Raw genomic sequence first — 25,966 nt, forward strand, 5'->3', positions numbered from 1 at the left:
TCGGATGCGGACTCAGAACAGGCCCAAAGGCGCAGTGCCATAGCTGACCAGCAAATTTTTGGTTTGTTGATAGGCGCTCAGCGCCATTTTGTGCGTCTCGCGTCCCACACCCGATTGCTTATAGCCACCGAAGGCCGCGTGTGCGGGATAGATGTGATAGCAGTTAGTCCAAACGCGACCGGCCTTGATACTCCTGCCCATCCGGTATGCCAGGTTAGTGTCTCGCGTCCACACACCCGCGCCGAGGCCAAACTGAGTCTCATTGGCGATAGCCAAAGCTTCGGCTTCATCTTTAAAGGTGGTGATGCCAATCACTGGCCCAAAAATCTCTTCCTGGAAACAACGCATCTGGTTAGTGCCTTTGATCAGGGTTGGCTGGATGTAGAATCCGTTATCCAATTCAGCAGCGACGCTGGCGCGATCGCCCCCTGTAAGAATTTGCCCGCCTTCATCACGTGCAATATTGATATAAGACAGGATTTTGTCGAATTGCTGGCGTGATGCCTGAGCACCGATCATGGTGTCGGTATCCAGCGGATCACCACGGCGGATATTGGCTACCTTATCCATAACGCGCGCCATGAAAGCGTCATAGATGGATTCATGGATCACGCCCGCGATGGGCAGGTACACACTTCACCTTGGTTAAAGAAGCCCAGCACCAAGCCTTCTACCGCTTTTTCGATAAAATCAGCTTCACCGTCCATTACATCGGCAAAGTAGATATTCGGCGATTTACCGCCCAGCTCAACCGTGCAAGGGATGATGTTTTCAGCGGCACATGCCATGATGTGACGTCCGACCGGCGTTGAACCGGTAAAGGCGATTTTGGCAATACGTTTACTGGTCGCCAGTGCTTCACCGGCTTCCCGACCAAAACCCTGCACCACATTTAACACACCGGCCGGGAACAGATCGCCAATCAGCTCCATCAGCAGCGTAATCGCGAGCGGCGTTTGTTCCGCTGGTTTCAGCACGACGCAGTTACCGGCTGCCAGCGCTGGAGCCAGTTTCCACGCCGCCATCAATAACGGGAAGTTCCACGGGATGATTTGCCCAACCACGCCCAGCGGCTCATGGAAATGATAAGCCACGGTGGTTTCGTCAATTTCTGCAGTACTGCCTTCCTGAGCGCGCAAACAACCGGCGAAGTAGCGGAAGTGGTCTACCGCTAGCGGTAAATCGGCATTCAACGTTTCACGGATTGGCTTGCCGTTGTCCCAACTCTCTGCCACGGACAACATTTCCAGATTAGCTTCAATGCAATCGGCCACCTGCAACAGCAAGTTGGCGCGGTGCTGTACGCTGGTTTTTCCCCAGGCGTCAGCGACCTGATGAGCAGCATCCAGTGCCAAATCGATATCGCGCGCATCCGAACGAGGAAACTGAGCAATATCGCTGCCATCCACTGGCGAGGTGTTAGTGAAGTATTGGCCGCTGAGCGGCTCTACGAATTTGCCCGCAATAAAATTGCCGTAGGTCGCTTTAAAACTGACTAAAGCGCCGGGCGTACCGGGATGTGCATAACGCATCGCAAACTCCTTAATGTAGGGTCAGGTGTTTCTTGGCTGGCAGCGGCAATCCGTGGGTCAACAGATTGAACAGCCCGCTGCCGTATACACCATTGCAGCGTCCGTGCCATTTTTTTTCAGCTTGCTAACTTTAAAAAAATAGTTTTATCTATCATCAATTTATAAAGCCAATAACCCTTTTGACTGCGTGGCTTCTGTCAGCAAAAATTCTTATCTGTGTTGCGTATCGCAACACCACAGAAACCGTAACGCTACACTGCTGCAACACTTTCGCTAGGCATGAGGTTACTAATGCAGGGAAATTCAGCCGCGCTTGCCGTTAATTCCAACCCGCTGTTAAGCGACTCCTGGTTCCGTAGCCAGCTGTATGGTCTTGACCGCACCGCCGATGATTTTCCTCGCGTTCGACAGGGTGAGCTGGCGGATGTGCTCGCCAGCAATGCCGGCTTACAACAGTTTGCGCAGCCCGTGATCAAACTCCTGGCGCAGAAACTGGCTGAAAAGCAGTCGGTGGTGATCCTCTCTGACGCCACCGGTCTGGTGCTGAATACCTTCGGTGATATGCAATCGATGGAAAAAGCACAGCGCTTTGCGCTCGCGCCCGGTAATTTGTGGAGTGAATGCGGGCGCGGCACCAATGCCATCGGCACGGCATTAGCCATTGATGACGGCTGTGAGATTGAAGGACAACAACATTTCCTGACGCTCAATCAAGGCCTTTATTGCGCCGCGATGCCATTGCAAATGCCGAACGGTCAGATTGCCGGTGTGTTGGACATTTCTGGCCCAGCGCACTTTCCGCATCCGAGAACGTTTCATTGGGTAAAAGCGGCAGCAAAGCAGATTGAATATTTGTGGGTTAAGCAAAGCTTGCACCCACAACAATGGCTGATGAGCCTGCACACTGAGCCACAGGGTATTGATACCAGCGACGAGCTGCTGCTGGTGTTCTCCGATAACGTGCTGACGGCCGCCAATCGCTTGGCCATGAAAGAACTGCAACTGAGCACCGAACAACTGGGCACCCTGACATTCCAGCAGCTGTTTTCCCCGCTTGAACAGCAAGCCAACACCCTTCCTTTACCGATGGATTATGCGCAGCAACGCTATTATTTCCGCCTGCGTGCCCCCAATCGTAAGCACTTTGCCACCCCGAGTGAGCCGGCGGTTGATCTACCTTTCTCCCTGCGCCGTGATGGCGAAAAAATGGTTCGTCTGATGAATGCCGGCGTTTCACTGTGTATTCACGGTGAAACCGGTAGTGGGAAAGAGTACGTCAGTCGCGCACTGCATCAACAAAGCCGCTGGCGCGACGGGAAATTCGTTGCCATCAACTGCGCTGCCATTCCGGAAGCACTGATTGAATCCGAGCTATTTGGGTATCAGCCTGGCGCCTTCACCGGTGCCAGCAAAAATGGCTACATCGGTAAAATTCGCGAGGCCGATGGTGGCGTGCTGTTTCTGGATGAGATCGGCGATATGCCGCTGGCGCTGCAAACCCGTCTGCTGCGGGTGTTGCAAGAGAAAGAGGTGGCACCGCTGGGCTCCAGCCGCAGCTGGCCCGTGAATTTCGCCGTCGTTTGCGCGACGCATCGTGATTTAGCGCAGCGGGTGGCGGAAGGCGAATTCCGCGAGGATCTGCTGTATCGACTGCAAGAGTTTTCCATGACCATTCCACCGCTGCGGGACTGGCCTGATGTGCAAGGCTTTATCAGCCGTTTGTGGCTGGAGTTGGGCGGTGCTGAACGCGACATTCAGCTTTCACCGGCCTTGCTGGCGTCATTAGCACAGCTGCCGTGGCCCGGAAACGTGCGACAGTTGCGCAGTTTACTGCGTGTACTGTTAGCGCTCGCCGATGAGGGCGAAGAAGTCACTGATGTGCATTTGCCAGCAGAATATCGTCGAGTAGCCTTGCCAGCGGAAGATAAGCAGAGCCATGATGAACGGCTGATCAGCGACACGCTGCAGCGCTTTAACGGTAATATCAGTAAAGCGGCAGAGGCATTAGGGGTGGCGCGCAGCACGCTCTATCGTCGTGCTGCACGCGACAAACGCGATTAATCGCGGAAGTTTTTGAACTGGAAGGGCTGGCCCAAGTTGCCGCCGCGCACCAGCGCCATGGCACCTTGCAGATCATCACGTGATTTACCCGTGACGCGCAGCTCTTCACCCTGAATTTGCGTTTGCACTTTCAGTTTGCTGTCTTTGATCAGTTTAACGAGCTTTTTCGCGACATCGCTTTCAATGCCCTTCTTCAGCTTGGCTTCGACGCTCCAGCTTTTACCGCTGTGCACGATCTCTTCAGGCACTTCAATCGCTGCGCCTTCGATGCCGCGCTTGAGCAGCTTTTCACGCACAATATCCACCAGCTGTTTAACCTGGAAATCAGATTCGCTGGTGATTTTGATGGTCTCATTCTTTTCGTTGAGCTCAATGCTTGCGCTCACGTTGCGGAAATCGAAACGGGTTGAGATTTCACGGTTGGCATTATCCACTGCATTACGCACTTCCGGCAGTTCGACTTCGGAAACGATATCGAAAGATGGCATCTTTTCTTCTCCTGATACTAAAGTGACATGCATAATACGCATCTTATGGCGCTAATAAAACACGATACGCGGAAAGCTATACTTACCGGTGTGGTGAATTTGAGAACCCCTCAGCGGAGGCGATATGAAAATTACCGTGTTGGGTTGCGGCGCCCTGGGCCAAATTTGGCTCGCCGCCCTTGCACGTCAGGGACATGAGGTTCAAGGCTGGTTGCGCGTGCCACAGCCTTACTGCTCGGTAAACGTGATTGATCCGCAGGGTCATGCCAGCAATCACACGTTTATTGCCAACGACCCACTGTTTCTTGCCGAAAGCCAACTGTTACTGGTCACACTGAAAGCGCCTCAGGTCTCTCCGGCGGTGAAAAATTTGCAAAGCGTGCTTCCCGCCCATGTGCCGATCCTGTTACTGCACAACGGTATGGGAACGCTGGAAGAGCTCAAAGAGCTTTCACACCCTCTGCTGCGCGGTATTACCACGCACGCCGCGATGCGCGATGGCACCGTGATCAAACACGTGGCGCACGGCATCACCCATATCGGTCCAACCAGCCGGGAAAGTGCCGCGCTGAGCGACATCGCCGATATTCTGCACCAGGCGCTGCCGGACGTCGCCTGGCATGACAATATTGCCTCCGCCAGTTGGCGCAAGCTCGCGGTGAACTGTGTCATCAACCCACTCAGCGTCGAACATGATTGTCAGAACGATGCGCTACGCGCTTATCCGCAACAAATCGCGACGTTGTGCGAAGAGATAGCCTGGGTGATGGAGCGTGAAGGCCAGCATATCGCGGTCGATAACCTGCGTGACATCATTTATGACGTGATCGATAACACGGCCGCCAATACCTCCTCCATGCTGCAGGACATACGCGCGCAAAGACAGACAGAAATTGATTACATCACCGGCTACTTGCTGCGCCGAGCCCGCGCACAGGGTATTTCATTGCCGGAGAACACCCGTATGTACGATTTGATTAAACGCAAGGAGTCCCAATATGAGCGCGAACGCATCGGTTCTGGTTTGCCTGGCACATGGCAGTGAAGAGATCGAAGCGGTCACCACGATCGATCTCTTGGTGCGCGCGGGTTTGAGCGTCACCACCGCCAGTGTTGAAAGTGACGGTACACGTGAGATTATCTGCTCGCGTGGCGTACGCCTGCTGGCAGATGCCCCCTTAGTGGAAGTAGCGGATAATGACTATGACGCTATCGTGCTGCCAGGGGGGCTGAAAGGTGCAGAAACGTTCCGGGACAGCCCACTGTTGGTAGAAACTGTGCGTCAATTTCATCTTTCCAGCAAAATTGTTGCCGCAATTTGCGCCGCGCCGGGAACGGTTCTGATACCGCACGACCTGTTCCCGGTCGGCAATATGACCGGTTTCCCTGGCTTGCGTGACACCATTCCAGATAAACATTGGATGGAACGACGCGTCGTCTGGGATCCGCGCGTCAATCTACTGACCAGCCAAGGGCCGGGTACTTCAATGGATTTTGCGCTGAAGCTGATAGACCTGCTGGTGGATAAAGACAAAGCGCGTGACGTGGCTTCACAGCTGGTGCTTGCAGCAGGGATTTATAATTATCAGGAATTTGAAGAGCGTGAATAAGAAAGGTCGCCAGCAGGCGACCTGAGGATTTGCTACGTGTTTTGGTCGCCATGAATGGCGACCCTACGGTTACTGAGTGCCGTTTTCGTAGGGTGCTCATTCATGCGCACCGGGTGTTTACGGGCGATAAACCTTCACGTTTTTAAAGCCCTGCTCATGCAGATACAGCGCCTGTAAGCGGCTCATCACGCCACGGTCGCAATACAGCAGCCAGGTTTTGCCCTGATCCAGATCGCCAAACTGCGTGCTCAGCTTGTAGAACGGCAGAGATTTCACCTCCACACCTTCCAGTGCCAGCGGTTTATCTTCCTGCTCATCGACAGAGCGAATATCCAACACCACGTCGTTACCAGTGAACGAAGCAACGGTCTCAACTTCAACCACTTCCTCTTGCGTCTGGGTAGCGATTTCGCGGATATCCACGTTAGTCGCTTCCTGCACCATGCGATTGAGAATTTCAAAATCGAAATTCTGTTCTTCGGCTTCGATCTTCGCCTTCACCGCTTTCACCGTTGGGCTTTTAGAAATCACACCACAATATTCAGGCATGGTTTTCGCGAAGTCTTCGGTGCCGATATGGCGCGCCAAATCGATGATGTGCTCTTTATCATGCGAGATTAACGGACGCAGAATCAGGGTGTCCGATGCGTTATCGATCAAGCGCAGGTTGGTCAGCGTTTGGCTTGATACCTGACCCAAGGCTTCACCGGTCACCAGCGCCTGCACGCCGTAGCGTTCTGCGACCATGGAAGCCGCACGCACCATCATGCGTTTCAGCACCACGCCCATTTGGCCATCATCCACTTTTTCGAGGATCTCGCCGACCACAGGCTCAAAGTTGATTGCCACAAAGCGTACACGGTGCGAACGACCAAAACGCTGCCACAGGTAGTGCGCAACCTGACGCACGCCAATTTCGTGTGCCGCACCGCCCAGGTTAAAGAAGCAGTAATGCACACGACAGCCACGACGCATCAACATGTAGCTTGAAACACCGGAGTCGAAACCACCGGAGATCAGCGACAGCACGTCTTCTTGCGTGCCAATTGGGAAACCGCCCAGCCCTTCGTAACGTCCAGTGATCAGCAGCAGACGATCGTCTTCAATCTCCAGATTCACCGTGACATCGGGGTTTTTCAGCTGCACGCGTGCAGTCTCAATGTGCTGATTGAGGCCGCCGCCGACGTAGCGCTCAACATCAATTGAGCTGAAGCTGTGCTTACCACGACGCTTCACGCGTACGCAGAAACTCTTCCCTTCCAGACGCTCGCGGTTCAACGCCAATGTCTGCTCGAAGATATCGTGCATGTCGGTATAAGAATGATCTTCTACCGCCAAGACATGATGGATACCGGGAATGCGCGTCAGCTCATCGATAACCGCGGCGCGCAACGCTTCTTTCTTGGCGCGCACTTCGATGTGATCCCAGTGGCGCACCACGGCGATCTCGTCATCGAGGGTTCGCAGGGTATTGCGGATGTTGCCGGTCAGGATTTTGATAAAGCGCAAACGCACCGACTGACTTTTGATGGTGATTTCAGGGAAGAGCTTAATGATAAACTTCATGGCGACACAGCTTCGTTGGGCAAATAAGTGCTAAAAGCATCGGCACTTAACTGGTAAAATCATATAATTACGGGTATCGCAGAGGCGCCCGCATCCGAGGCGCAAAAGTATACCACCTTTGTCAGATGACTGCTTCTGCTACCGCAATCACATTCATTATTTTGCTAATTAATCCTCGTCGGCTACCATGACCGATTGCAAGATGATTCCCAACCTGTGAGTTGACACTGATTATGCCGAAAAAAGCCGAAGCGCCAGCCAGTTTTGAAAGCGCGTTACAGCAGCTGGAACAGATTGTCAGCCGTCTGGAGAGTGGTGAACTGCCACTGGAAGAGGCGCTGAACGAATTTGAACGCGGCGTACAGCTGGCACGCACCGGCCAACAAACTCTGCAACAGGCAGAGCAGCGTGTTCAAATCCTGCTCAATGATGATAAAAACGCCGACCTTGCGCCTTTCACGCCGGAAAATGAGTAATGGATTTCGTTAACTTACTGAACGCGTACCATGAACGCGTCAATCTGGCGTTGACGCGTTTAATAGATCCACTTCCTTTTCAGAGTTCTCCTCTGGTGCAAGCCATGCAATATGGGGCACTATTAGGCGGTAAGCGTCTGCGCCCCTTTTTGGTGTATGCCACCGGTGAGATGCTGAAGGCCGATGCGGCCAGCCTGGATGCACCGGCCGCGGCCGTGGAGTGCATTCATGCTTACTCTCTGATTCATGACGATCTGCCGGCGATGGATGACGATGCGTTACGTCGCGGGCAGCCAACCTGCCATATTAAGTATGGCGAAGACACAGCGATTCTCGCCGGTGATGCGTTACAAACCTTGGCGTTCTCGATTCTTGCCGATCAGCCAATGACGGGCGTTAGCCCGCAAGCCCGTATTGCTATGATCTCTGAGCTGGCGCAAGCCAGTGGCGTAGCCGGTATGTGCGGCGGTCAGGCACTGGATTTGGCGGCAGAAGGCAAAAGTATCGACCTCGCGCAGCTGGAGCAGATCCATCGTCATAAAACCGGTGCGTTGATTCGTGCCGCCGTGCGTCTTGGCGCCCTGGCGGCGGGCGAACAGGGGCGTGCCGCTTTACCGATACTGGATACCTATGCCAACGCCATCGGATTGGCGTTTCAGGTACAAGATGACATTCTTGATGTCATTGGTGATACCGCCGTGCTGGGCAAAACTCAGGGTGCCGATCAGGCGCTGGGTAAGAGTACCTATCCCGCATTGATGGGACTGGACAATGCTCGCACTAAAGCCGCGGATCTGTATCAGGAAGCGTTGGGCGCACTGGAAATTCTGGCGGCACAGTCTTATAACACCACCGCCTTACAAGCACTGGCAAGCTTCATAATTGAACGCGATAAATAACTTTCATAATGAGTCTCTGATGAGTTTTGATATTGCAAAATACCCGACACTGGCGTTAGCAAGCACGGTTCAGGAATTACGTTTACTGCCGAAAGAGAAACTTCCGGCCCTGTGTGACGAGCTACGCCAGTATCTGCTGGATAGTGTGAGCCGTTCTTCCGGCCACTTTGCTTCGGGTCTGGGCGTCGTCGAACTAACAGTCGCGCTGCATTATGTTTATAACACCCCGTTTGACCATCTGGTGTGGGACGTGGGCCATCAGGCTTACCCACACAAGATTCTGACCGGACGCCGCGATCGCATTGGCACCATCCGTCAGAAAAATGGCCTGCATCCGTTCCCGTGGCGCGGCGAGAGTGAGTATGACGTGCTGAGCGTCGGTCACTCCTCGACCTCAATCAGCGCAGGTCTGGGTATGGCGGTTGCCGCCGAGCGTGAAGGTAAAGGCCGTCGTACTGCCTGTATCATTGGCGACGGCGCGATCACCGCAGGCATGGCATTCGAAGCGATGAACCACGCGGGCGACATCAAGCCCGATATGTTGGTGATCCTCAACGACAACGAGATGTCGATCTCTGAGAACGTTGGCGCGCTCAATAATCGTCTGGCACAGATTCTTTCGGGCAAAACGTATTCACGCCTGCGCGAAGGCGGCAAGCGCGTGTTGGGTGGGCTACCCCCGATCAAAGAGCTGGTAAAGCGCACCGAAGAACACCTGAAAGGCATGGTAGTGCCAGGCACGCTGTTTGAAGAGCTGGGCTTTAACTATATCGGTCCGGTAGATGGACACGATGTACTCACGCTGGTGAGCACGCTGAAGAATATGCGCGACTTGAAAGGCCCGCAGTTCCTGCACATCATGACCAAAAAGGGCAAAGGTTACGCGCCCGCTGAGCAAGACCCGATCGCCTGGCACGCGGTACCGAAGTTCGATCCTGCCAGCGGTTCACTGCCGAAAAGCGCACCGGGCCTGCCAAGCTACTCGAAGATTTTCGGTAGCTGGTTGAGCGAAATGGCTGCTGACGATCCGCGTTTGATGGCGGTCACTCCGGCGATGCGTGAAGGCTCAGGTATGGTGAGTTATTCCCGTGACTATCCGCAGCAATATTTTGATGTGGCGATTGCCGAGCAGCACGCGGTGACGTTTGCCGCGGGCATGGCGATCGGTGGTTACAAGCCAGTAGTGGCGATCTACTCGACCTTCTTGCAACGTGCCTACGATCAGCTGATTCACGATGTCGCCATTCAAAAACTGCCGGTGTTGTTTGCTATCGATCGCGGCGGCATTGTCGGCGCGGACGGTCAGACGCACCAAGGTGCCTTTGATATCGCCTTCCTGCGCTGTGTACCTGAGATGGTGATCATGACGCCGAGTGATGAAAATGAGTGTCGTCAGATGCTCTACACCGGCTATCACTATCAGGACGGTCCAAGTGCGGTGCGCTACCCGCGCGGCACCGGCACGGGCGCCACGCTGGAGCCATTGGCCAGCCTGCCGTTGGGCAAAGGCATTGTGAAACGTCGCGGCGAAAAACTGGCGATCCTTAACTTCGGCACCCTGTTGCCGGAAGCCCAGGCCGCTGCTGAAGCGCTCAATGCCACCCTGGTGGATATGCGTTTTGTGAAGCCACTGGATGAAGCGCTGATTGCCGAACTGGCTGCCAACCATGATTCCTTGGTGACACTGGAAGAAGGTGCGATTAAAGGCGGAGCCGGTAGCGGCGTCAACGAATACGTGATGGCAAAACGCCTGCGTGTTCACGTGCTGAACCTGGGTCTGCCAGACGAGTTTATTCCGCAGGGCACACAGGAAGAGGTTCGTCAGGATTATCAGCTGGATGCCGCCGGTATTCAGCAACAAATCACTGACTGGCTGGCGCAGTAATCCCCTCCCCGCTCCTGCTGCTATGCTTAGGGCATTCCTAACGCATAAGAGCAGGAGCTCCCATGAAAACCATTCGTTTAGGCCAAACCGACTTACAGGTTTCGCGTCTCTGTCTAGGCTGCATGACTTACGGCGATCCGATGCGGGGCAACCACGCATGGACACTGCCCGAAGAGAGTAGTCGCCCGCTGATTAAACAGGCGTTAGACGCAGGGATTAACTTTTTCGACACCGCCAACAGTTATTCTGATGGCAGCAGCGAAGAGATTGTCGGGCGTGCTCTGAAAGATTTTGCCCAACGCGATCGCGTAGTGGTGGCGACCAAGGTCTATTTCCCGCTCAGCAACCTCTCTCAGGGCCTGTCCCGTCAAAACATCCTGCAATCCATCGATGACAGCCTGACACGCCTCGGCATGGACTACGTTGATCTGTTGCAGATTCACCGCTGGGATTACAACACGCCGATTGAAGAGACGCTGGAAGCACTGAATGAGGTGGTGAAAGCCGGTAAAGCGCGCTACATCGGTGCTTCTTCAATGCATGCTGCGCAGTTCGCACAGGCTCTGGATCTGCAAAAACACAATGGGTGGGCGCGCTTTGTCAGCATGCAGGATCAGTACAACCTGATTCAGCGAGAAGAAGAGAACGAGATGCACCCGCTGTGTGAACGCGAAGGTATCGCGGTGTTGCCGTGGAGTCCGCTGGCGCGCGGCAAGTTGACGCGTGCCTGGGGGGAAACCACCGCACGTTCGGTATCGGATAACGTGATGGATAAACTCTATACCGGCACCGAAGAGAATGATGCAGCAATAGCTGAACGTCTTGCCACCGTCGCGGCGGATAAAGGCGTGACGCGCGCCCAAGTTGCGCTGGCGTGGCTGTTGCATAAGCCGGTGGTGACCGCGCCGATTATTGGCGCATCACGCGAGCAGCAGTTTGCAGAGTTAGTGAAAGCCGTGGATGTGGAACTGAGTTCAACGGACATTGCCGAGCTGGAAACGGTGTATCAACCGCATCCGGTGGTGGGATTTGAGTAAGCGTTAACACGCGCAATAAATTGCGCCGCTACCGATCAGGCACACATCCGTAGCAATGCGATTAAACGCGCAATAAATTGCGCCGCTACCGGTCTGGAACACATTTGCAGCACTGCGATTCAACGCGCAATAAATTGCGCCGCTTCCGGTCTGGCACACATCCGTAGCGGCGCGATTCATCGCGCAATATGAATTAAAGCACCAGCCCCAATCCATACAAAATCGCGGCAGAAATCACGCCCGCGATAATATCGTCGACCATGATCCCCATCCCGCCATGCACGTTCTTATCGAACCAGCGAATCGGCCAGGGTTTCCACATATCGAAAATACGGAAGATGACAAACCCCGCCAGTACCCACTGCCAGCTCATCGCCGGAATCGCCATCAGCGTAATCCACATGCCGATAAACTCGTCCCACACGATACTGCCGTGATCGTGTACGCCCATATCTTTTGCCGTGCGATGACAGAGATACACGCCAACACTAATACCAATCAGCACCAGCAACGAATAGATCTGTAACGGCAAAAACGTCATCAGATACCAGAAGGGAATGGCCGCGAGAGAACCTGCCGTGCCAGGCATAATGGGGCTTAACCCACTGCCAAAACCGATTGCCAACAAATGCCATGGATTACTCAGGCGCAGGCGGCTTTTGGCCACATCTTTACTTCGCATCAAAGTGATCAAATCCCTTGAAATTAACACTGCGTGGCTTGCCGTTTTCCAACAGCGTCAGGCCATCTGCTTCTGGAGCGATTTGCCCAATACACGTGTAAGGCACACCCAGATGACCAAGCGCCACATCCAGCGCACCACGGTTCACTTCTGGAACGGTAAAGCACAGCTCGTAGTCTTCGCCACCGCTCAGTGCCCACGTCAACACCTGCTCCGACTCAAAATGGTCGCGCAGTGCAGCTGAGAGCGGCAAAGCTTCCAGATTGAGGCGCGCGCCCACGCGGCTGGCTGTCAGAATATGGCCGAGATCGGAGATTAAACCGTCAGATATATCAATGGCGGAGGTCGCCAGATTACGCAACGCCTGGCCCTGTAACACGCGTGGCATTGGACGCAGATGACGCTTAATCAGTGCTTCATGCACTGCCGGATCATTCAAGCGATGATGATGCTGCAGCAGCGAGAGCCCCGCCGCACTGTCACCCAGCGTGCCAGTGACAAAGATCCAGTCACCCGGTTTTGCGCCAGAGCGCTTCAGCGCCCGCCCCACGGGCACCAGACCGTGAATACCCAGCGTCAAGCTGAGCGGCCCGCGCGTGGTATCGCCGCCAATGAGTTGCATGTCGTAGTAATCCAACAGCTCAAACAGGCTGTTGCTAAACGCTGAAAGCCAGCTTTCGTCAACTTCAGGCAGCGTAATCGCCAGCGTCAACCACGCAGGATCGGCGCCCATCGCCGCTAAATCACTTAAATTGACGGCCAGTGCTTTGTAGCCGAGATCGGCGGGATGGATATCACGTAAGAAGTGCACACCCGCCACCAGCGTATCCGTGCTAATGGCCAGCGTCTGTTTTTCGGAAACGTTGAGTAACGCGCAGTCGTCACCAATTCCTTTCTCCACATCGCGGCGGGAGCTGGTGACGCGGTTAAAGTAACGTGCGATCAGTTCGAATTCACCACAGGACATAAGTCAGGTCTCAATGAAAAAAGGCCGGTGAACCGGCCTTTTGCATTATTTTTTGTTGGGTCGAATTTGCGGGGCGGCTTTATCTAGCACACCGTTGACAAACTTGTGGCTGTCTTCAGCGCCAAACACTTTCGCCAGTTCGATGCCTTCGTTGATGGCCACTTTATAGGGCACATCTGAACGCTTGCTCAGCTCATACAGCGAAATACGCAAAATGGCTTTTTCTACCTGACCCAGCTCTTCCAGCTGGCGTGACAGGTAAGGCTTCATCAGACCGTCCAGGTACGCGCTGTTAGTCGCCACACCGGCCAGCAATTCGCGGAAATAGCTAATATCGACGTCTTTTACGTCTTGTTCCGCCAGAAACTGGTATTCCACATCGGCAATGTCATTCTTAGACAGCTGCCAAGAGTAAAGCGCCTGAACAGCGCACTCACGGGCGCGACGACGAGCAGCAGGTTTCACAAAATTCCCCTTCCAAAAATCAGGCTTTGATGGCTTTCAATACGTTAATCATTTCGAGTGCAGTCAGGGCCGCTTCGGCACCTTTATTACCCGCTTTCGTGCCGGCGCGTTCAATCGCCTGCTCGATATTTTCGGTAGTCAGTACGCCGAAGGTCACTGGGATATCGCTGGTCATTGCGACATTCGCAATGCCCGAACTGGCTTCACCTGCTACATATTCGAAGTGTGCGGTGCCGCCACGGATCACGGTGCCCAACGCGACAATTGCGTCGTGCTTACCGGCTTTCGCCAGCGCGCGTGCTGCCAATGGCAATTCGTATGCACCTGGAACCCAGACAACGGTGATGTTATCTGCTTTCACCTGGCCGATACGCTTTAAAGCGTCAATCGCGCCGTCCAGCAGGCTGTTATTAATGAAGTTGTTAAAACGCGCAATAACGATGGCAATGTTTGCATCTGGCGTGGCAACAGGAGCTTCGATAACTTTCATACATATCCTTTGGGTTATTTAATGGCCCCGCAGAAGGGGGCGGATTCTATCATACTCTTCGGCGACGCGCTCAGGCTTTTCAGTTGATGCTTAAGCAGGCGTCAGGGTCAGTCGCAGGTCCGCGCCAACCTTGCGCACATCGCTAAAATTCAGGGCGGGAGCATCGTTCAATTGCTCCAGTCCAGGCAGTTCACACAGGCCACGCGCGGCGTTGCCCAGCAACTTCGGTGCCATGTAGACAATCAGTTCATCGACCAATCCAACCTGCAACAGCGCACCGGCTAAGCTGGCACCGGCCTCCACCCAAACCGTGTTGATCTGACGTTGCCCGAGCAGCATCATCATCGCCACTAAATCGAGATGCTCACCGCGCAAAGGCACGGCGATCTGGCTGACGCTTTGCGGCCAAGACTGCTGATCAATATCACTGCGCATCAGCCAGGTTTCGCCAGGCTGCGTTATCAAGCGATGTTGAGGCGTCACGCGCTGCTGGCTATCGATGATCACGCGTACAGGCTGGCGCAGTGCGCTTTCGTCCAGCTGCTGGTGTACATCCTCGTTTAATTCATTCCAGCGCACAGTCAATGAAGGATCATCAGCCAGTACCGTGGCACTGGAGCTAAGGATAGCCGAACTCTGGGCACGAAAACGTTGCACATCGCGCCTTGCGGCCGCCGAGGTGATCCACTGACTTTCGCCACTGGCCATCGCGGTCCGCCCATCAAGGGATGCGCCGAGTTTAAGCTGAATCCACGGAAAACCGGTGCGCATGCGTTTCAGAAAACCGCGATTCAATGCTTCAGCTTCGCTCATCATTAAGCCGTGGCTGACTTCAATGCCGGCCTGCTGCAAGCGATATAACCCACGCCCCGCCACTTGCGGGTTTGGATCTTGCATCGCCGCCACCACGCGGCTGACGCCCGCGGCAATCAACGCATCGCAACATGGCGGTGTCCGGCCATGATGACTACAGGGCTCAAGCGTCACGTACGCCGTGGCGCCTTTGGCTTTTTCACCGGCCATGCGCAGCGCATGCACTTCCGCATGCGGCTCACCGGCACGGTGATGCCAGCCTTCGCCAACAATCTCATCGCCACGCACAATCACGCAGCCAACGTTAGGGTTAGGGGTAGTGGTAAAACGTCCGCGACGCGCCAGTTCCAGCGCGCGCGCCATGTAGCGTTCGTCAGTCATGGCTTAGTCCTGTAAGCGGGCGATCTCTTCGCCAAAATCACGGATATCTTCGAAGCTGCGATACACCGAAGCAAAACGGATGTAGGCAACTTTATCGAGTTTTTTCAGCTCTTCCATTACCAGGTTGCCCACCAGCTTGCTGGGAATTTCGCGCTCACCCGTAGCACGGAGCTGGGTTTTAATGTGGTTCACCGCGTTATCCACGGCGTCAGCGCTGACTGGGCGTTTCTCCAACGCTTTCATCATGCCGCTGGCGAGCTTATCTTCGTTAAAGGGTTCACGCACATCGTTGCTTTTCACCACGCGCGGCATGACTAACTCAGCCACTTCAAAGGTGGTAAAACGCTCATGACACACCAGACACTGGCGGCGGCGACGCACCGAAGAACCTTCACTGACCAGACGTGAGTCGATCACTTTGGTGTCTACAGCGGAGCAGAAGGGGCAATGCATGACGTATCCTGTCGCGAGATAAATAGGCCATATAGTGTAGCGCGATCTGATAGGCAACTAAATACGCGCGATTGAATCACAGCCCGGCTCACAGAGGCAGCAGCCCTTTGCCTGTAAAACGGCAAAAGCCACTACGCTTAAACAGCCAATCCGGCACATTTGCAGGAGGTTATATGGGACTGTTTAATTTCGTCAAAGAAGCAGGTGAAAAGTTATGGGATGCAGTTTCAGGCGCCGATGATCCGAGTAAAAAATTACAGGATCACATCAAGCAACTTGGCTTGCCTGATAGCGACAAAGTCAAAGTCGATGTCCAGGGCGATACCGTCACAGTCAGCGGCGACGGTATCTCACAGGAATTGAAAGAGAAGATTTTGGTGGCGGCAGGTAACGTGGCGGGCATCACTAAGGTTGATGATAAGGTCAGCGTGTCGGATGCTGCACCAGAAGCGGAATTCTATACGGTAAAAAAAGGCGATACGCTAAGCGCGATTTCCAAACAGCTTTATGGTAACCCCAATGAATACAACAAGATTTTTGAAGCAAACAAGCCAATGCTGACGCATCCTGATAAGATCTACCCAGGCCAGGTATTACGAATTCCGAAATAACAGAAAGGACAATGCATGACGATCAGGACGTTTTGGGCACCCGCAGCACTCTCGCTGCTGGTTCTCAGTGGTTGCAGCTCAACGCCGACTTCACCGCAGGTCAAAGAGTTACATCAGGAAGTGAGTCAGCTTAATCAGCAGATGCGTAAGCTGACCAATCAGGCAACGGCACTGGAAATTCAGGGACAGCTTAATGGGCAGTCAACACAAGGCGCATGGCTGTTACCGCAGGCCAACACGCCGGTGGAGCTTCAGACTCAGTTAGGTAAATTGCGCTTGTCGCTATCCCGAGTGGTCGGTGAAGCCGGTGGTAGTCATGCGGACCTGAATATCCGTTCAACAGATGACCAGCCGATCCCAGCACTTAGCGCCACGGTGGTGTGGGGAGAATTGGACCCAGCCAGTGGTAAACCGCTGAATGCGGAGAGTCTGAGCCAGACGATCCAGGTTGAAGCGAGTTTGATGCCACGCAGTTCCGTGACGGTGCCGCTGAGGTTAAGCGGACTGACGCCGGAGCAACTCGGCTATGTGCGCGTACATGATGTGTTGCCTGCAGCAGAAAAAGCGAAGACGCCCTGATCGCTTGAGCATGGCACGGTCACCATAAAGGGTGCCCCTACGGAGATACACCGTTGTGCTGTAATGGAAAGCTCACCACGTAAGGTGACCGTGCAGAAATAAGCCGTTGTGCTGTAATGGAAAGCTCACCACGTAAGGTGACCGTGCAGAGATAAGCCGTTGTGCTGTAATGGAAAGCTCACCACGTAAGGTGACCGAGCAGAGATAAGCCGTTGTGCTGTAATGGAAAGCTCACCACGTGAGGTGACCGTGCAAAGATACACCGTTGCGCTGTAGGGTACGCATTCATGCGTACCAGGCATAAAAAAACGGGCTGCCCAAGGGCAGCCCGTTTTCATATCACTCACCGCATTAAGGCAGGATAGAAGGCTGATCTGCGCCCTCTTTCTCGACTTTCTGCACCAGCATATGTTCACGTTTCATACCCAGTTTCAGCGCCAGAGCAGAAGAAACATAGATAGACGAAATGGTACCGATGGTGACACCGATCAGCATGGTCAGCGAGAAGCCTTTCAGCAGCGCGCCACCAAACAGGAACAGAATCATGATCATCGCCAGCGTGGTCAGCGAGGTGATCAAGGTACGGCTCAACGTTTGGGTCAACGACACGTTAGTAATATCGTAAGAAGAACCGCGACGAATCTTGCGGAAGTTCTCACGAATACGGTCGGAAACCACGATCTTATCGTTAAGAGAGTAACCAATCACCGACATCAAAGAAGCCACAATCGTCAGATCGATCTCGATATGCACCAGCGCCAAAATGCCGCAGGTGATGATCACATCGTGCGCCAGTGCCAGCACGGTTCCCAGCGCCAGACGCCACTCAAAGCGGATGCCGATATAGATCAGAATCGCAATCAGTGCCGACAACAGCGCCATCGCCCCTGCTTGCGCCAAATCGCTACCCACACTTGGGCCAACGAATTCGATACGCTTCACGGTCGCGTTCTGCTGCGTTGTCTGGTTAATCGATGCCAGAACTTTGCTGCCCAGTTCCTGACCCGCTGGGCCGGTTACTGGAGGCATACGCACCATCACATCACGGCTGCTGCCAAAGTTCTGTACCAGCGGCTCTTCAAAGCCCGCTTTCACCAGACCCTGACGCAGTTCATCCAGATCGGTTGGTTTTTCCAGGTTAATCTCAATCACCGTTCCGCCGGTAAAGTCGAGGCCCCAGTTGAAGCCTCGCACACCGATAATGGCGATAGACGCCACAATCAGCAGACCGGAGATGATGAAAGCCAGCGTATCCCAGCGCATAAAGTCAACGACCTTACGCCCATGGTTTAGCTGTTCAATACTATAGTCCTGTGCCACAACGCACTCCTCAGATAGACAGCTTGTTGATGCGTTTGCCGCCGTACACCAGGTTAACGATGGCACGGGTGCCGACGATAGCGGTAAACATAGACGTCGCGATACCGATAGCGGTGGTGATCGCAAAGCCTTTGATAGAACCGGTACCGACCGCATAAAGAATGATAACTTTAATCAGCGTAGTGACGTTGGCATCGACGATACTGGAGAAGGCGCCTTTATAGCCTTCATGAATCGCCTGCTGTACCGAGCGTCCGTTACGCAGTTCTTCTTTAATACGTTCGTTAATCAACACGTTGGCATCGACTGCAACCGCCAGCGTTAGCACGATACCGGCAATACCCGGCATGGTGAGCGTTGCGCCCGGCAGCAGTGACATGATACCGACAATCAATACCAGGTTGCACAACAGTGCACTGGATGCAATCAGACCGAACTTCTTGTAGAACACCACCATAAACAGAATGGACGCGATCAGACCCCACAAGCAGGCTTCGAGACCCTGTGTGATGTTCTGCTGACCCATGGTTGGACCAATGGTACGCTCTTCCACAATCTGAATTGGCGCAATCAACGCACCGGCACGCAGCAACAGCGAAAGCTGACGCGCTTCGTTCGGGTTGTTAATACCGGTGATACGGAAGCTGTTACCGAGGCGCGACTGAATGTTCGCCACGTTAATCACTTGTTCCTGCTTCACCAGAATTGAACGGCCATTGGCGTCTTTCTTACCGCTGTCCTTGTACTCCACAAACAGGGTCGCCATCGCTTTACCGATGTTGTCCTTGGTGAAGTTAGACATGATGTTACCGCCCGCGCCATCCAGTGAAATGTTCACCTGTGGCTGGTTGTACTCATCCATGCTCGAGGTAGAGTCGGTAATATGGTCACCGGTCAGAATCACGCGCTTGTACAGCACCACTGGCTGGCCATCTTGCGATTGCTTGACTTCCGAATCACCCGGCACACGGCCGCTAGCGGCTGCGCTTGGATCAACGGTGGTATTAACCAAACGGAATTCCAGGGTTGCGGTTGCACCCAGAATCTCTTTGGCGCGCGCGGTATCCTGAATACCTGGCAACTCAACCACAATGCGGTCAGAACCCTGACGCTGCACTAATGGCTCGGCCACGCCAAGCTGGTTAACACGATTACGCAGGATATTGATGTTCTGCTGAACCGCGTACTCACGTGCTTCGCTCAGACGCGCATCGGTCATCACCGCACGCAGCGTATCGCTGCCCACACTGGAGATCACCAAATCTTGATGACGCGGTGACAAGTAGCTGATCGCCGCATCACGGCTGGCAGCGTCACGGAAACGCAGTTCCACACCGTAGTTAGCGATTTTGTTCACAGTGGTGTAAGGAATGCTTTTGTCGCGCAGGTCACTGCGCAGGCCGTCAGCATTCTGCTCTTGCAGTTTGCCCAGCGCGGTATCCATATCCACTTCCATCAGGAAGTGAACGCCGCCACGCAGATCAAGACCGAGTTTCATCGGCTGTGCGGCAAGCAGTGTCAGCCAACGTGGAGTGGCCGGTGCGAGGTTAAGTGCCACCACGTAGCCATCGCCTAACGCGCTAGTCAGGGTATCGCGCGCGCGCAGTTGCACATCCTGATTGTCAAAACGGGCCAGGATGGCACCATTTTCCAGAACGAGGGATTTGCTCTGAATATTGTCTTGTTTCAGTACATTCTGGATCTGATCCAACGTTTGCTCACTGGCGGCGCCACCGCGCGCACCAGTGATCTGAACGGCCGGATCCTCACCATAAAGGTTAGGAAGCGCATAGAGCAGGCCGACGATAATCACGACGACCAGCATGATGTACTTCCACAAAGGATAACGGTTTAACACGGCAGTTCCCTTCGGGAAGAAAAAATTACAGCGCCTTCATAGTACCTTTCGGCAGAACGGCGGCCACGAAATCACGTTTAACAACTACTTCAGTGGTGTCGTTCAGGGCGATAGAAACATAGCCATTGTCAGCGACTTTGGTCACACGACCCACTAAGCCACCGCTGGTCAACACTTCATCACCTTTAGAGATGGAATCCATCAGCTTCTTGTGATCTTTTGAACGCTTCTGCTGCGGGCGCAGAATCATGAAATAGAAGATCAGACCAAACACCACCAGCATGATCACCAGAGAATAAGGACTTCCCTGAGACGGAGCGCCTGCTGCGGCAACGGCGTCAGAAATGAAAAAGCTCATTAAATTTCCCTCATTGATAGAATTATCAGACGTTTAACGGTGGAACCGCTTTACCCGTCCGTTGGTAGAACTCGCTAACAAAGTGCTCTAATTTACCCTCTTCGATGGCCTTACGTAAACCCGCCATCAGACGCTGGTAATAGCGCAGATTGTGAATCGTATTCAGACGTGCACCGAGTATTTCGTTACAACGATCAAGATGATACAAGTAGGCACGGCTATAATTGCGACAGGTGTAACAATCACACTCCGCATCCAGCGTTGTCGTGTCATCTTTATACTTGGCATTACGGATTTTCACCACGCCATCGGTCACAAACAGATGACCGTTACGTGCGTTACGCGTTGGCATAACACAGTCAAACATATCGATACCGCGGCGAACGCCTTCCACCAGATCTTCTGGTTTGCCGACGCCCATCAAATAACGCGGTTTGTCTTGCGGAATTTGCGGACAGACGTGTTCCAGGATACGGTGCATGTCCTCTTTAGGTTCACCCACCGCCAGGCCGCCCACAGCGTACCCATCAAAGCCGATATCTACCAGACCTTTAACTGAGACATCTCGTAAATCTTCGTAAACACCGCCTTGAATAATACCGAACAGCGCATTTTTATTTCCAAGCGAATCAAAGCGGTCACGGCTACGTTGCGCCCAGCGCAGTGACATCTCCATTGAACGTTTGGCGTAGTCCCAGTCTGCCGGGTACGGCGTACATTCGTCGAAGATCATTACCACGTCAGAACCGAGATCGTATTGAATTTCCATCGATTTTTCGGGATCGAGGAAAATCGGATCGCCGTTGATCGGGTTACGGAAATGCACGCCCGCTTCGGTGATCTTACGAATGTCGCCCAGGCTAAACACCTGGAAGCCGCCGGAATCGGTGAGGATCGGTCCCTGCCAGTTCATGAAATCGTGCAGATCGCCGTGCAGTTTCATGATCTCCTGGCCCGGACGCAGCCACAGGTGGAAGGTGTTGCCCAGCAAAATCTGTGCGCCGGTCTCTTTCACTTCTTCCGGCGTCATGCCTTTGACGGTGCCGTAAGTGCCCACTGGCATAAATGCTGGGGTTTCTACCACGCCACGATCAAAGACCAGACGGCCACGGCGCGCGCGCCCGTCGGTGGTATCTAATTCAAATTTCAAAGTAACCTCATCAGAAAAACAGTCTGACTTTTTATGCCCCAACGATTTCGTCAGGAGCCTGTGGATTACGGGTGATGTACATCGCATCCCCGTAGCTAAAGAAACGGTACTGCTCTGCCACCGCGCTCTGGTAAGCCGCCATGGTGTTTTTGTAACCGGCAAACGCCGACACCAGCATAATCAGCGTGGATTCTGGCAGGTGGAAATTGGTGATCAGTGCATCGATCACCTGATAGTGATAACCCGGATAGATGAAGATTTGCGTGTCGTCGAAGAACGGAGCAATCAGTGCGTCCTGGCTCGCTTTCGCCGCACTCTCCAGCGAACGGACTGATGTAGTACCGACCGCGACCACTTTATTGCCACGCGCTTTACACGCCAGCACCGCATCCACCACATCCTGCGGCACTTCAGCGTACTCAGAGTGCATGATGTGATCGTTGATGTTCTCCACACGCACCGGTTGGAAGGTGCCCGCGCCAACATGCAGCGTCACGAACGCCATCTCAATCCCTTTGGCACGCAATGCTTCTAACAGCGGCTCGTCAAAGTGCAGACCAGCAGTTGGCGCAGCCACAGCACCTGGACGAGCGCTGTACACCGTTTGATAAAGTTCGCGGTCTGCTTCTTCATCTGGGCGATCAATGTAGGGCGGCAGTGGCATATGGCCAACGCTGTTTAGGATATCCAGCACCGCGCGGTCGTCGGCAAACTCGATCTCAAACAGCGTATCGTGACGCGCCACCATGGTCGCTTTTACACTTTCATCATCACCCAGCAACAGTTCAGCGCCCGGTTTCGGGGCTTTAGAGGCACGAACGTGAGCGAGTACGCGCTTATCGTCCAGCATGCGCTCAACCAACATTTCGATTTTTCCGCCACTGGCTTTACGGCCATACACGCGTGCCGGAATGACGCGGGTATTGTTAAACACCAGCAGGTCGCCCGGATTGAGCTTATCCAGCACATCGGTAAACACTTCATGGCTTAACGCACCACTTGGGCCATCCAGCGCCAGCAAGCGGCAACCGCTGCGCTGCGCCTGTGGATAGTGGGCGATCAAAGATTCCGGCAACTCAAAAGCAAAATCGGCTACACGCATGCATCACTTCTTTCAGGACTCAAAAAACAGGCGGCATAGTTTAGCGGAAAAGCGGGAAATTCTGAACAACTGGCTGCATTTCTGCGATTCGGCTTTTACACAAAATCATTCGAGGTACAGAACAAACTCGTTTGGCGTTGGAGATTAGCGCTGGCGCTGGACCGGAAGAGGTGAGAATCATGCGGCAAACGAGAGAAGCCCGATGAACCTGCTTTGTCAGTGATTCGAGTGAGCGAGAGCAGCCAATGCACATGTAACTTGAAGTATGACGTGTATATAATGCGCCATGAACTTTCTTGCTCACCTTCACCTCGCACAGCTGGCTGACAGCTCCCTGCTGGGCAATTTGATGGCCGACTTCGTGCGCGGCAATGTGCAGTCACAATGGCCGGAAACGGTTGTGGCGGGCATCGCCATGCATCGCCGCGTCGATGTTTTGACCGACAGCCTGCCGGAAGTGCGTGAAGCACGGCAATTTTTCCGTGCTGAAACGCGCCGTGTCGCACCGATTACTCTTGACGTCATCTGGGATCACTTCCTTGCGCTGCATTGGGACCAACTGCATCCAGCACAATCCTTAGTGGACTTCACTTCGGCGGCCGAGCGGGAAATCCTGCCGCAACTGCCTGGCACACCGGAAGGGTTCGTTGAGCTCAATGCCGTGATGTGGCGCGAGCGCTGGTTTGAGCACTATGCCGAGCCAACGCGATTGGCACGCGTGCTCAGTGGCATGGCGCACCGTCGTCCACGCTTAGTGGCACTGCGCGACTCTTATCAGGATTTCGTTGATCATTATCAGCAACTTGAGCCACTGTTCTTCCAATTCTATCCACGCTTGATGAGTGCCGCCCGCGCGCAGCAGCTCTAATCCTTTTTTTTCACAATCCCTGCATTTGCCCCTCTTGCCAGCCGCAGCCATCTGCGGCTTAATGAAACCTTTCTTAACTTTTGTTAAGTGGGTCACACCGCCAGGTCGCCTTTTTCGGTGTTTTTTGTCACTTCGTTTGCCAGAAAATGATAAGAGGGAAAGATGTCATCAGCCACGCTAACCGAACTTGACGCGCGTTATCACTTTGCATGTGATGTCGCAAAGACTGCCGCCAGCCGGGCTTTATCTTGGTATCAGCAGCGTCACCAACTGGTTATTGAGCATAAAAAGGATTTGCAGGATGTGGTCAGCGAAGCGGATCGCAACGTTGAAGAACTGGTTAAACATCTGATTAGTGAACGCTTTCCCGAAGATGCGGTGCTCGGTGAAGAGAGTGGCGGAGAAACCGCCGGTGCACGATTTATCTGGGTGATTGATCCCATTGATGGCACCAGCAGTTTCCTAAATGGACTGCATAACTGGTGTGTCTCCCTCGCGATTGTCTGTGAAGATGAGCCGGTGATCGGCGTGGTGTGCGATCCTAATCACCATGAAACCTTCCACGCCTGCCGTGGCAAAGGTGCCTGGGTCAATGAAAAACGGATTCAGGCACATAGTGCTCAGCACCTCAATCAAGGTGTGCTCGGCTTGAGCAGCTCAAACAGTCAGCCAGTTGAACCTTTGACGGCCTTTATTGGTGGCTTGCTCTCGCAGGGCGGCATGTTTATCCGCAATGGTTCCGGCGCGTTGATGAGCGCATGGGCGGCGGCAGGCCGGCTAATAGGCTATTACGAAGCGCACATGAATCCCTGGGATGGTTTACCGGGGATCGTGCTAATGCGTGAGGCGGGTGGCCGCACCAATGACTACCTCAGCAATAACGGACTACAAAGGGGTAATCCGGTGCTGCTGGCGAATAACGTGATCTATCCACAACTCCAAGCCCTGTTACCCGACCATCTTCCACTGTGAAAGCAGCGCTCTCACTCCTGATACTGCTGGCATGCTCTGCCATGCCAGCGCATGCAGAAGATCATTATCAGCTGGAAAAAGTGGTAGAAATCAGCCGTCATGGCATACGTCCACCGACGCCGGGCAACCGTAAAGAGATAGAAGCGGCCACTGAACGCCCTTGGCCGCGCTGGCATACCGCCGATGGAGAACTCACCGCCCATGGCTACGCGGCCGTGGTCAATAAAGGTCGCAGGGAGGGGGATCACTATCGTCAACTCGGCCTACTCTCGCCAGGTTGCCCAGATAAGCAACAGATTTATGTGCGCGCCAGCCCAATGCAACGGACGCGGGCGACGGCGGATGCACTGGTGACCGGTGCTTTTGCTGGCTGTAACCTGACCATTCATCACGTTGCAGACGAAAATGATCCCCTGTTCCAGAGTGAGAAATTCGCTTTTGCTCAAGTCGATCCGGCTAAAGAGTATGCTGCAATTGCCAATAAAGCGGGCGATCTCGCCGCGCTGCAGCAACGTTTGCAACCCGCCATCCAGCAGTTGAAGCAAGCCGTTTGCGCCACTCACTGCCCCTTTTTTGATCGCCCATGGCAGCTTAAGCAAACGAAAAGCGGCAGCACCTATGTGCAGGGATTAAGCGTACTGGCGAGTATGGTGGAAACACTGCGTCTTGGCTGGAACGAACACCTGCCCTCCCCTCAACTTGCCTGGGGCAATATCACATCATCCGCGCAAATTAGCGCATTGCTGCCGCTGCTGACGGCCAATTACGATCTCAGCAACGATGTTTTTTATATTGCCCAGAAGCGCGGCTCCATTTTGCTGGATGCCGTGGTGAAAAGCCTGCAAGACAGCCCTGACACGCCAAATACCCGCTGGTTACTGTTGGTGGCGCATGACACCAACATCGCGATGGTGCGCACACTGATGCCGTTCAACTGGCAATTGCCAGGCTATTCACGAGGGAACATTCCGCCGGGCAGCAGTCTGGTGTTTGAGCGCTGGCGCGATACGCAAACCGGAACGCGTTACCTGCACATCTACTTTCAGGCGCAAAGTCTCGACGAATTACGTTTGTTGACGCCCATCACTGACACGCATCCGCTGTTACGCGAGGAGTGGCATCAGAAAGATTGTCGAACTACCTCGGTGGGCATGCTTTGTCCTTATCATTCGACCTTGCAGCAATTCAGTGCCGCCATTGATCGCAGCGCGCTCAGCCAGGTTAGCTACCCTCAATAGCCATAGCCGGATTCATTATTGATGCTAAATCATTTAGCTTGAACGATTCAGCGACACAACACTTATTTCCAGCCGAACCTGCGATTATTCTAATTTTTCCTGGTC

Annotated in this window: 25 protein-coding genes and 1 pseudogene; 12 read left to right on the plus strand and 14 right to left on the minus strand. The window is 53.9% G+C overall.

Annotation, left to right across the window (positions count from 1 at the left end):
• Nucleotides 1-12 precede the first annotated feature (12 nt).
• A pseudogene (gene exaC, locus HA51_RS17175) lies at nucleotides 13-1,532 on the minus strand (acetaldehyde dehydrogenase ExaC).
• 291 nt (nucleotides 1,533-1,823) lie between these two features.
• Here exaC and HA51_RS17180 point away from each other — a divergent pair.
• A complete protein-coding gene (locus tag HA51_RS17180; RefSeq protein WP_084935821.1) occupies nucleotides 1,824-3,593 on the plus strand; it encodes a sigma-54-dependent Fis family transcriptional regulator in 1,770 nt (589 codons plus the stop codon).
• Here HA51_RS17180 and HA51_RS17185 read toward each other — a convergent pair.
• Nucleotides 3,590-4,081 (minus strand): YajQ family cyclic di-GMP-binding protein, encoded by a 492-nt coding sequence (locus HA51_RS17185; RefSeq protein WP_084935822.1) that lies wholly within the window; start codon nucleotides 4,079-4,081, stop codon nucleotides 3,590-3,592. The genes HA51_RS17180 and HA51_RS17185 overlap by 4 nt on opposite strands.
• Before the next feature lie 124 nt (nucleotides 4,082-4,205).
• Between HA51_RS17185 and panE the strand changes: the two genes are divergently transcribed.
• Entirely contained in the window at nucleotides 4,206-5,126 is a 921-nt protein-coding gene (panE, locus tag HA51_RS17190; RefSeq protein WP_084935823.1) for a 2-dehydropantoate 2-reductase, read from the plus strand.
• Nucleotides 5,080-5,691, plus strand: coding sequence for a protein deglycase YajL (gene yajL / locus HA51_RS17195; RefSeq protein WP_084935824.1), 612 nt, complete (start codon nucleotides 5,080-5,082; stop codon nucleotides 5,689-5,691). Before panE ends, yajL begins: the two co-directional genes overlap by 47 nt.
• Nucleotides 5,692-5,808: 117 nt before the next feature.
• On the opposite strand, the gene thiI is transcribed toward yajL, so the two are convergent.
• Nucleotides 5,809-7,257: a tRNA uracil 4-sulfurtransferase ThiI gene (gene thiI / locus HA51_RS17200; protein WP_084935825.1), complete on the minus strand. Its 1,449-nt coding sequence runs from the start codon at nucleotides 7,255-7,257 to the stop codon at nucleotides 5,809-5,811.
• 233 nt (nucleotides 7,258-7,490) lie between these two features.
• Here thiI and xseB point away from each other — a divergent pair, with 233 nt between their 5' ends.
• From xseB to HA51_RS17220, 4 genes are all read left to right on the plus strand, one after another.
• A complete protein-coding gene (gene xseB, locus HA51_RS17205; protein ID WP_084935826.1) occupies nucleotides 7,491-7,733 on the plus strand; it encodes an exodeoxyribonuclease VII small subunit in 243 nt (80 codons plus the stop codon).
• A complete protein-coding gene (gene ispA / locus HA51_RS17210) occupies nucleotides 7,733-8,632 on the plus strand; it encodes a (2E,6E)-farnesyl diphosphate synthase (protein ID WP_084935827.1) in 900 nt (299 codons plus the stop codon). The genes xseB and ispA overlap by 1 nt, the downstream gene beginning before the upstream one ends.
• Nucleotides 8,633-8,651: 19 nt before the next feature.
• On the plus strand, nucleotides 8,652-10,517 hold the full coding sequence (gene dxs / locus HA51_RS17215; protein ID WP_084935828.1) for a 1-deoxy-D-xylulose-5-phosphate synthase: 1,866 nt from the start codon (nucleotides 8,652-8,654) through the stop codon (nucleotides 10,515-10,517).
• Nucleotides 10,518-10,579: 62 nt separating this feature from the next.
• Complete coding sequence (locus HA51_RS17220) at nucleotides 10,580-11,554, plus strand: aldo/keto reductase (protein WP_084935829.1); 975 nt, start codon at nucleotides 10,580-10,582, stop codon at nucleotides 11,552-11,554.
• 193 nt (nucleotides 11,555-11,747) lie between these two features.
• On the opposite strand, the gene pgpA is transcribed toward HA51_RS17220, so the two are convergent.
• From pgpA to nrdR, 6 genes are all read right to left on the minus strand, one after another.
• A complete protein-coding gene (pgpA, locus tag HA51_RS17225; protein ID WP_084935830.1) occupies nucleotides 11,748-12,236 on the minus strand; it encodes a phosphatidylglycerophosphatase A in 489 nt (162 codons plus the stop codon).
• The gene (gene thiL / locus HA51_RS17230; protein WP_084935831.1) at nucleotides 12,226-13,203 is read right to left on the minus strand and encodes a thiamine-phosphate kinase; all 978 of its coding nucleotides are present in this window, start codon (nucleotides 13,201-13,203) and stop codon (nucleotides 12,226-12,228) included. Before thiL ends, pgpA begins: the two co-directional genes overlap by 11 nt.
• 45 nt (nucleotides 13,204-13,248) lie before the next feature.
• On the minus strand, nucleotides 13,249-13,668 hold the full coding sequence (gene nusB, locus HA51_RS17235; protein ID WP_007887007.1) for a transcription antitermination factor NusB: 420 nt from the start codon (nucleotides 13,666-13,668) through the stop codon (nucleotides 13,249-13,251).
• Between the two features lie 19 nt (nucleotides 13,669-13,687).
• Nucleotides 13,688-14,158 carry a 6,7-dimethyl-8-ribityllumazine synthase gene (gene ribH / locus HA51_RS17240; RefSeq protein WP_084935832.1) on the minus strand — a complete coding sequence of 157 codons (471 nt, stop codon included), beginning with the start codon at nucleotides 14,156-14,158 and terminating at the stop codon, nucleotides 13,688-13,690.
• Nucleotides 14,159-14,248: 90 nt separating this feature from the next.
• Nucleotides 14,249-15,352 (minus strand): bifunctional diaminohydroxyphosphoribosylaminopyrimidine deaminase/5-amino-6-(5-phosphoribosylamino)uracil reductase RibD, encoded by a 1,104-nt coding sequence (ribD, locus tag HA51_RS17245; protein WP_084935833.1) that lies wholly within the window; start codon nucleotides 15,350-15,352, stop codon nucleotides 14,249-14,251.
• Nucleotides 15,353-15,355: 3 nt separating this feature from the next.
• Nucleotides 15,356-15,805: a transcriptional regulator NrdR gene (gene nrdR, locus HA51_RS17250; RefSeq protein WP_034831027.1), complete on the minus strand. Its 450-nt coding sequence runs from the start codon at nucleotides 15,803-15,805 to the stop codon at nucleotides 15,356-15,358.
• 173 nt (nucleotides 15,806-15,978) lie between these two features.
• Between nrdR and lysM the strand changes: the two genes are divergently transcribed.
• Entirely contained in the window at nucleotides 15,979-16,416 is a 438-nt protein-coding gene (gene lysM / locus HA51_RS17255) for a peptidoglycan-binding protein LysM (RefSeq protein ID WP_084935834.1), read from the plus strand.
• Between the two features lie 15 nt (nucleotides 16,417-16,431).
• Nucleotides 16,432-16,995, plus strand: a complete 564-nt coding sequence (locus HA51_RS17260) for a SadB/YajI family lipoprotein (RefSeq protein ID WP_084935835.1) — start codon at nucleotides 16,432-16,434, stop codon at nucleotides 16,993-16,995.
• A gap of 351 nt (nucleotides 16,996-17,346) precedes the next feature.
• Here HA51_RS17260 and secF read toward each other — a convergent pair whose 3' ends face one another.
• From secF to queA, 5 genes are read right to left on the minus strand one after another with little or no spacing between them, the layout of a single operon-like run.
• Nucleotides 17,347-18,315 (minus strand): protein translocase subunit SecF, encoded by a 969-nt coding sequence (secF, locus tag HA51_RS17265; protein WP_084935836.1) that lies wholly within the window; start codon nucleotides 18,313-18,315, stop codon nucleotides 17,347-17,349.
• Between the two features lie 10 nt (nucleotides 18,316-18,325).
• Nucleotides 18,326-20,173, minus strand: coding sequence for a protein translocase subunit SecD (secD, locus tag HA51_RS17270; protein WP_084935837.1), 1,848 nt, complete (start codon nucleotides 20,171-20,173; stop codon nucleotides 18,326-18,328).
• Between the two features lie 25 nt (nucleotides 20,174-20,198).
• Nucleotides 20,199-20,531: a preprotein translocase subunit YajC gene (yajC, locus tag HA51_RS17275; RefSeq protein WP_034831018.1), complete on the minus strand. Its 333-nt coding sequence runs from the start codon at nucleotides 20,529-20,531 to the stop codon at nucleotides 20,199-20,201.
• 25 nt (nucleotides 20,532-20,556) lie between these two features.
• The gene (gene tgt / locus HA51_RS17280; protein ID WP_084935838.1) at nucleotides 20,557-21,681 is read right to left on the minus strand and encodes a tRNA guanosine(34) transglycosylase Tgt; all 1,125 of its coding nucleotides are present in this window, start codon (nucleotides 21,679-21,681) and stop codon (nucleotides 20,557-20,559) included.
• A 31-nt stretch (nucleotides 21,682-21,712) separates the two neighbouring features.
• Entirely contained in the window at nucleotides 21,713-22,783 is a 1,071-nt protein-coding gene (gene queA, locus HA51_RS17285) for a tRNA preQ1(34) S-adenosylmethionine ribosyltransferase-isomerase QueA (RefSeq protein ID WP_084935839.1), read from the minus strand.
• 286 nt (nucleotides 22,784-23,069) lie between these two features.
• On the opposite strand from queA, the gene HA51_RS17290 reads away from it, so the two are divergent.
• From HA51_RS17290 to HA51_RS17300, 3 genes are all read left to right on the plus strand, one after another.
• Nucleotides 23,070-23,651: an ACP phosphodiesterase gene (locus HA51_RS17290; RefSeq protein WP_084935840.1), complete on the plus strand. Its 582-nt coding sequence runs from the start codon at nucleotides 23,070-23,072 to the stop codon at nucleotides 23,649-23,651.
• 162 nt (nucleotides 23,652-23,813) lie between these two features.
• Nucleotides 23,814-24,623, plus strand: a complete 810-nt coding sequence (locus HA51_RS17295) for an inositol monophosphatase family protein (RefSeq protein ID WP_084935841.1) — start codon at nucleotides 23,814-23,816, stop codon at nucleotides 24,621-24,623.
• A gap of 41 nt (nucleotides 24,624-24,664) precedes the next feature.
• Nucleotides 24,665-25,861, plus strand: a complete 1,197-nt coding sequence (locus tag HA51_RS17300) for a histidine-type phosphatase (RefSeq protein WP_084935842.1) — start codon at nucleotides 24,665-24,667, stop codon at nucleotides 25,859-25,861.
• Nucleotides 25,862-25,966: the final 105 nt, after the last annotated feature.

This window comes from Pantoea rwandensis (genome assembly GCF_002095475.1).
GTDB classification, from domain to species: Bacteria; Pseudomonadota; Gammaproteobacteria; order Enterobacterales; family Enterobacteriaceae; genus Pantoea; species Pantoea rwandensis.

Bases quoted from the DNA above. Each gene is read 5' to 3' on its own strand.
- queA (WP_084935839.1), bottom strand. From the start codon at position 22,783: ATGCGTGTAGCCGATTTTGCTTTTGAGTTGCCGGAATCTTTGATCGCC.
- thiL (WP_084935831.1), bottom strand. From the start codon at position 13,203: ATGTCCTGTGGTGAATTCGAACTGATCGCACGTTACTTTAACCGCGTC.
- HA51_RS17260 (WP_084935835.1), top strand. From the start codon at position 16,432: ATGACGATCAGGACGTTTTGGGCACCCGCAGCACTCTCGCTGCTGGTT.
- lysM (WP_084935834.1), top strand. From the start codon at position 15,979: ATGGGACTGTTTAATTTCGTCAAAGAAGCAGGTGAAAAGTTATGGGAT.
- HA51_RS17220 (WP_084935829.1), top strand. From the start codon at position 10,580: ATGAAAACCATTCGTTTAGGCCAAACCGACTTACAGGTTTCGCGTCTC.
- HA51_RS17300 (WP_084935842.1), top strand. From the start codon at position 24,665: ATGCCAGCGCATGCAGAAGATCATTATCAGCTGGAAAAAGTGGTAGAA.
- nrdR (WP_034831027.1), bottom strand. From the start codon at position 15,805: ATGCATTGCCCCTTCTGCTCCGCTGTAGACACCAAAGTGATCGACTCA.
- thiI (WP_084935825.1), bottom strand. From the start codon at position 7,257: ATGAAGTTTATCATTAAGCTCTTCCCTGAAATCACCATCAAAAGTCAG.
- pgpA (WP_084935830.1), bottom strand. From the start codon at position 12,236: ATGCGAAGTAAAGATGTGGCCAAAAGCCGCCTGCGCCTGAGTAATCCA.
- HA51_RS17180 (WP_084935821.1), top strand. From the start codon at position 1,824: ATGCAGGGAAATTCAGCCGCGCTTGCCGTTAATTCCAACCCGCTGTTA.
- HA51_RS17295 (WP_084935841.1), top strand. From the start codon at position 23,814: ATGTCATCAGCCACGCTAACCGAACTTGACGCGCGTTATCACTTTGCA.
- xseB (WP_084935826.1), top strand. From the start codon at position 7,491: ATGCCGAAAAAAGCCGAAGCGCCAGCCAGTTTTGAAAGCGCGTTACAG.
- HA51_RS17185 (WP_084935822.1), bottom strand. From the start codon at position 4,081: ATGCCATCTTTCGATATCGTTTCCGAAGTCGAACTGCCGGAAGTGCGT.
- yajC (WP_034831018.1), bottom strand. From the start codon at position 20,531: ATGAGCTTTTTCATTTCTGACGCCGTTGCCGCAGCAGGCGCTCCGTCT.
- ribD (WP_084935833.1), bottom strand. From the start codon at position 15,352: ATGACTGACGAACGCTACATGGCGCGCGCGCTGGAACTGGCGCGTCGC.
- dxs (WP_084935828.1), top strand. From the start codon at position 8,652: ATGAGTTTTGATATTGCAAAATACCCGACACTGGCGTTAGCAAGCACG.
- HA51_RS17290 (WP_084935840.1), top strand. From the start codon at position 23,070: ATGAACTTTCTTGCTCACCTTCACCTCGCACAGCTGGCTGACAGCTCC.
- ribH (WP_084935832.1), bottom strand. From the start codon at position 14,158: ATGAAAGTTATCGAAGCTCCTGTTGCCACGCCAGATGCAAACATTGCC.
- yajL (WP_084935824.1), top strand. From the start codon at position 5,080: ATGAGCGCGAACGCATCGGTTCTGGTTTGCCTGGCACATGGCAGTGAA.
- ispA (WP_084935827.1), top strand. From the start codon at position 7,733: ATGGATTTCGTTAACTTACTGAACGCGTACCATGAACGCGTCAATCTG.
- panE (WP_084935823.1), top strand. From the start codon at position 4,206: ATGAAAATTACCGTGTTGGGTTGCGGCGCCCTGGGCCAAATTTGGCTC.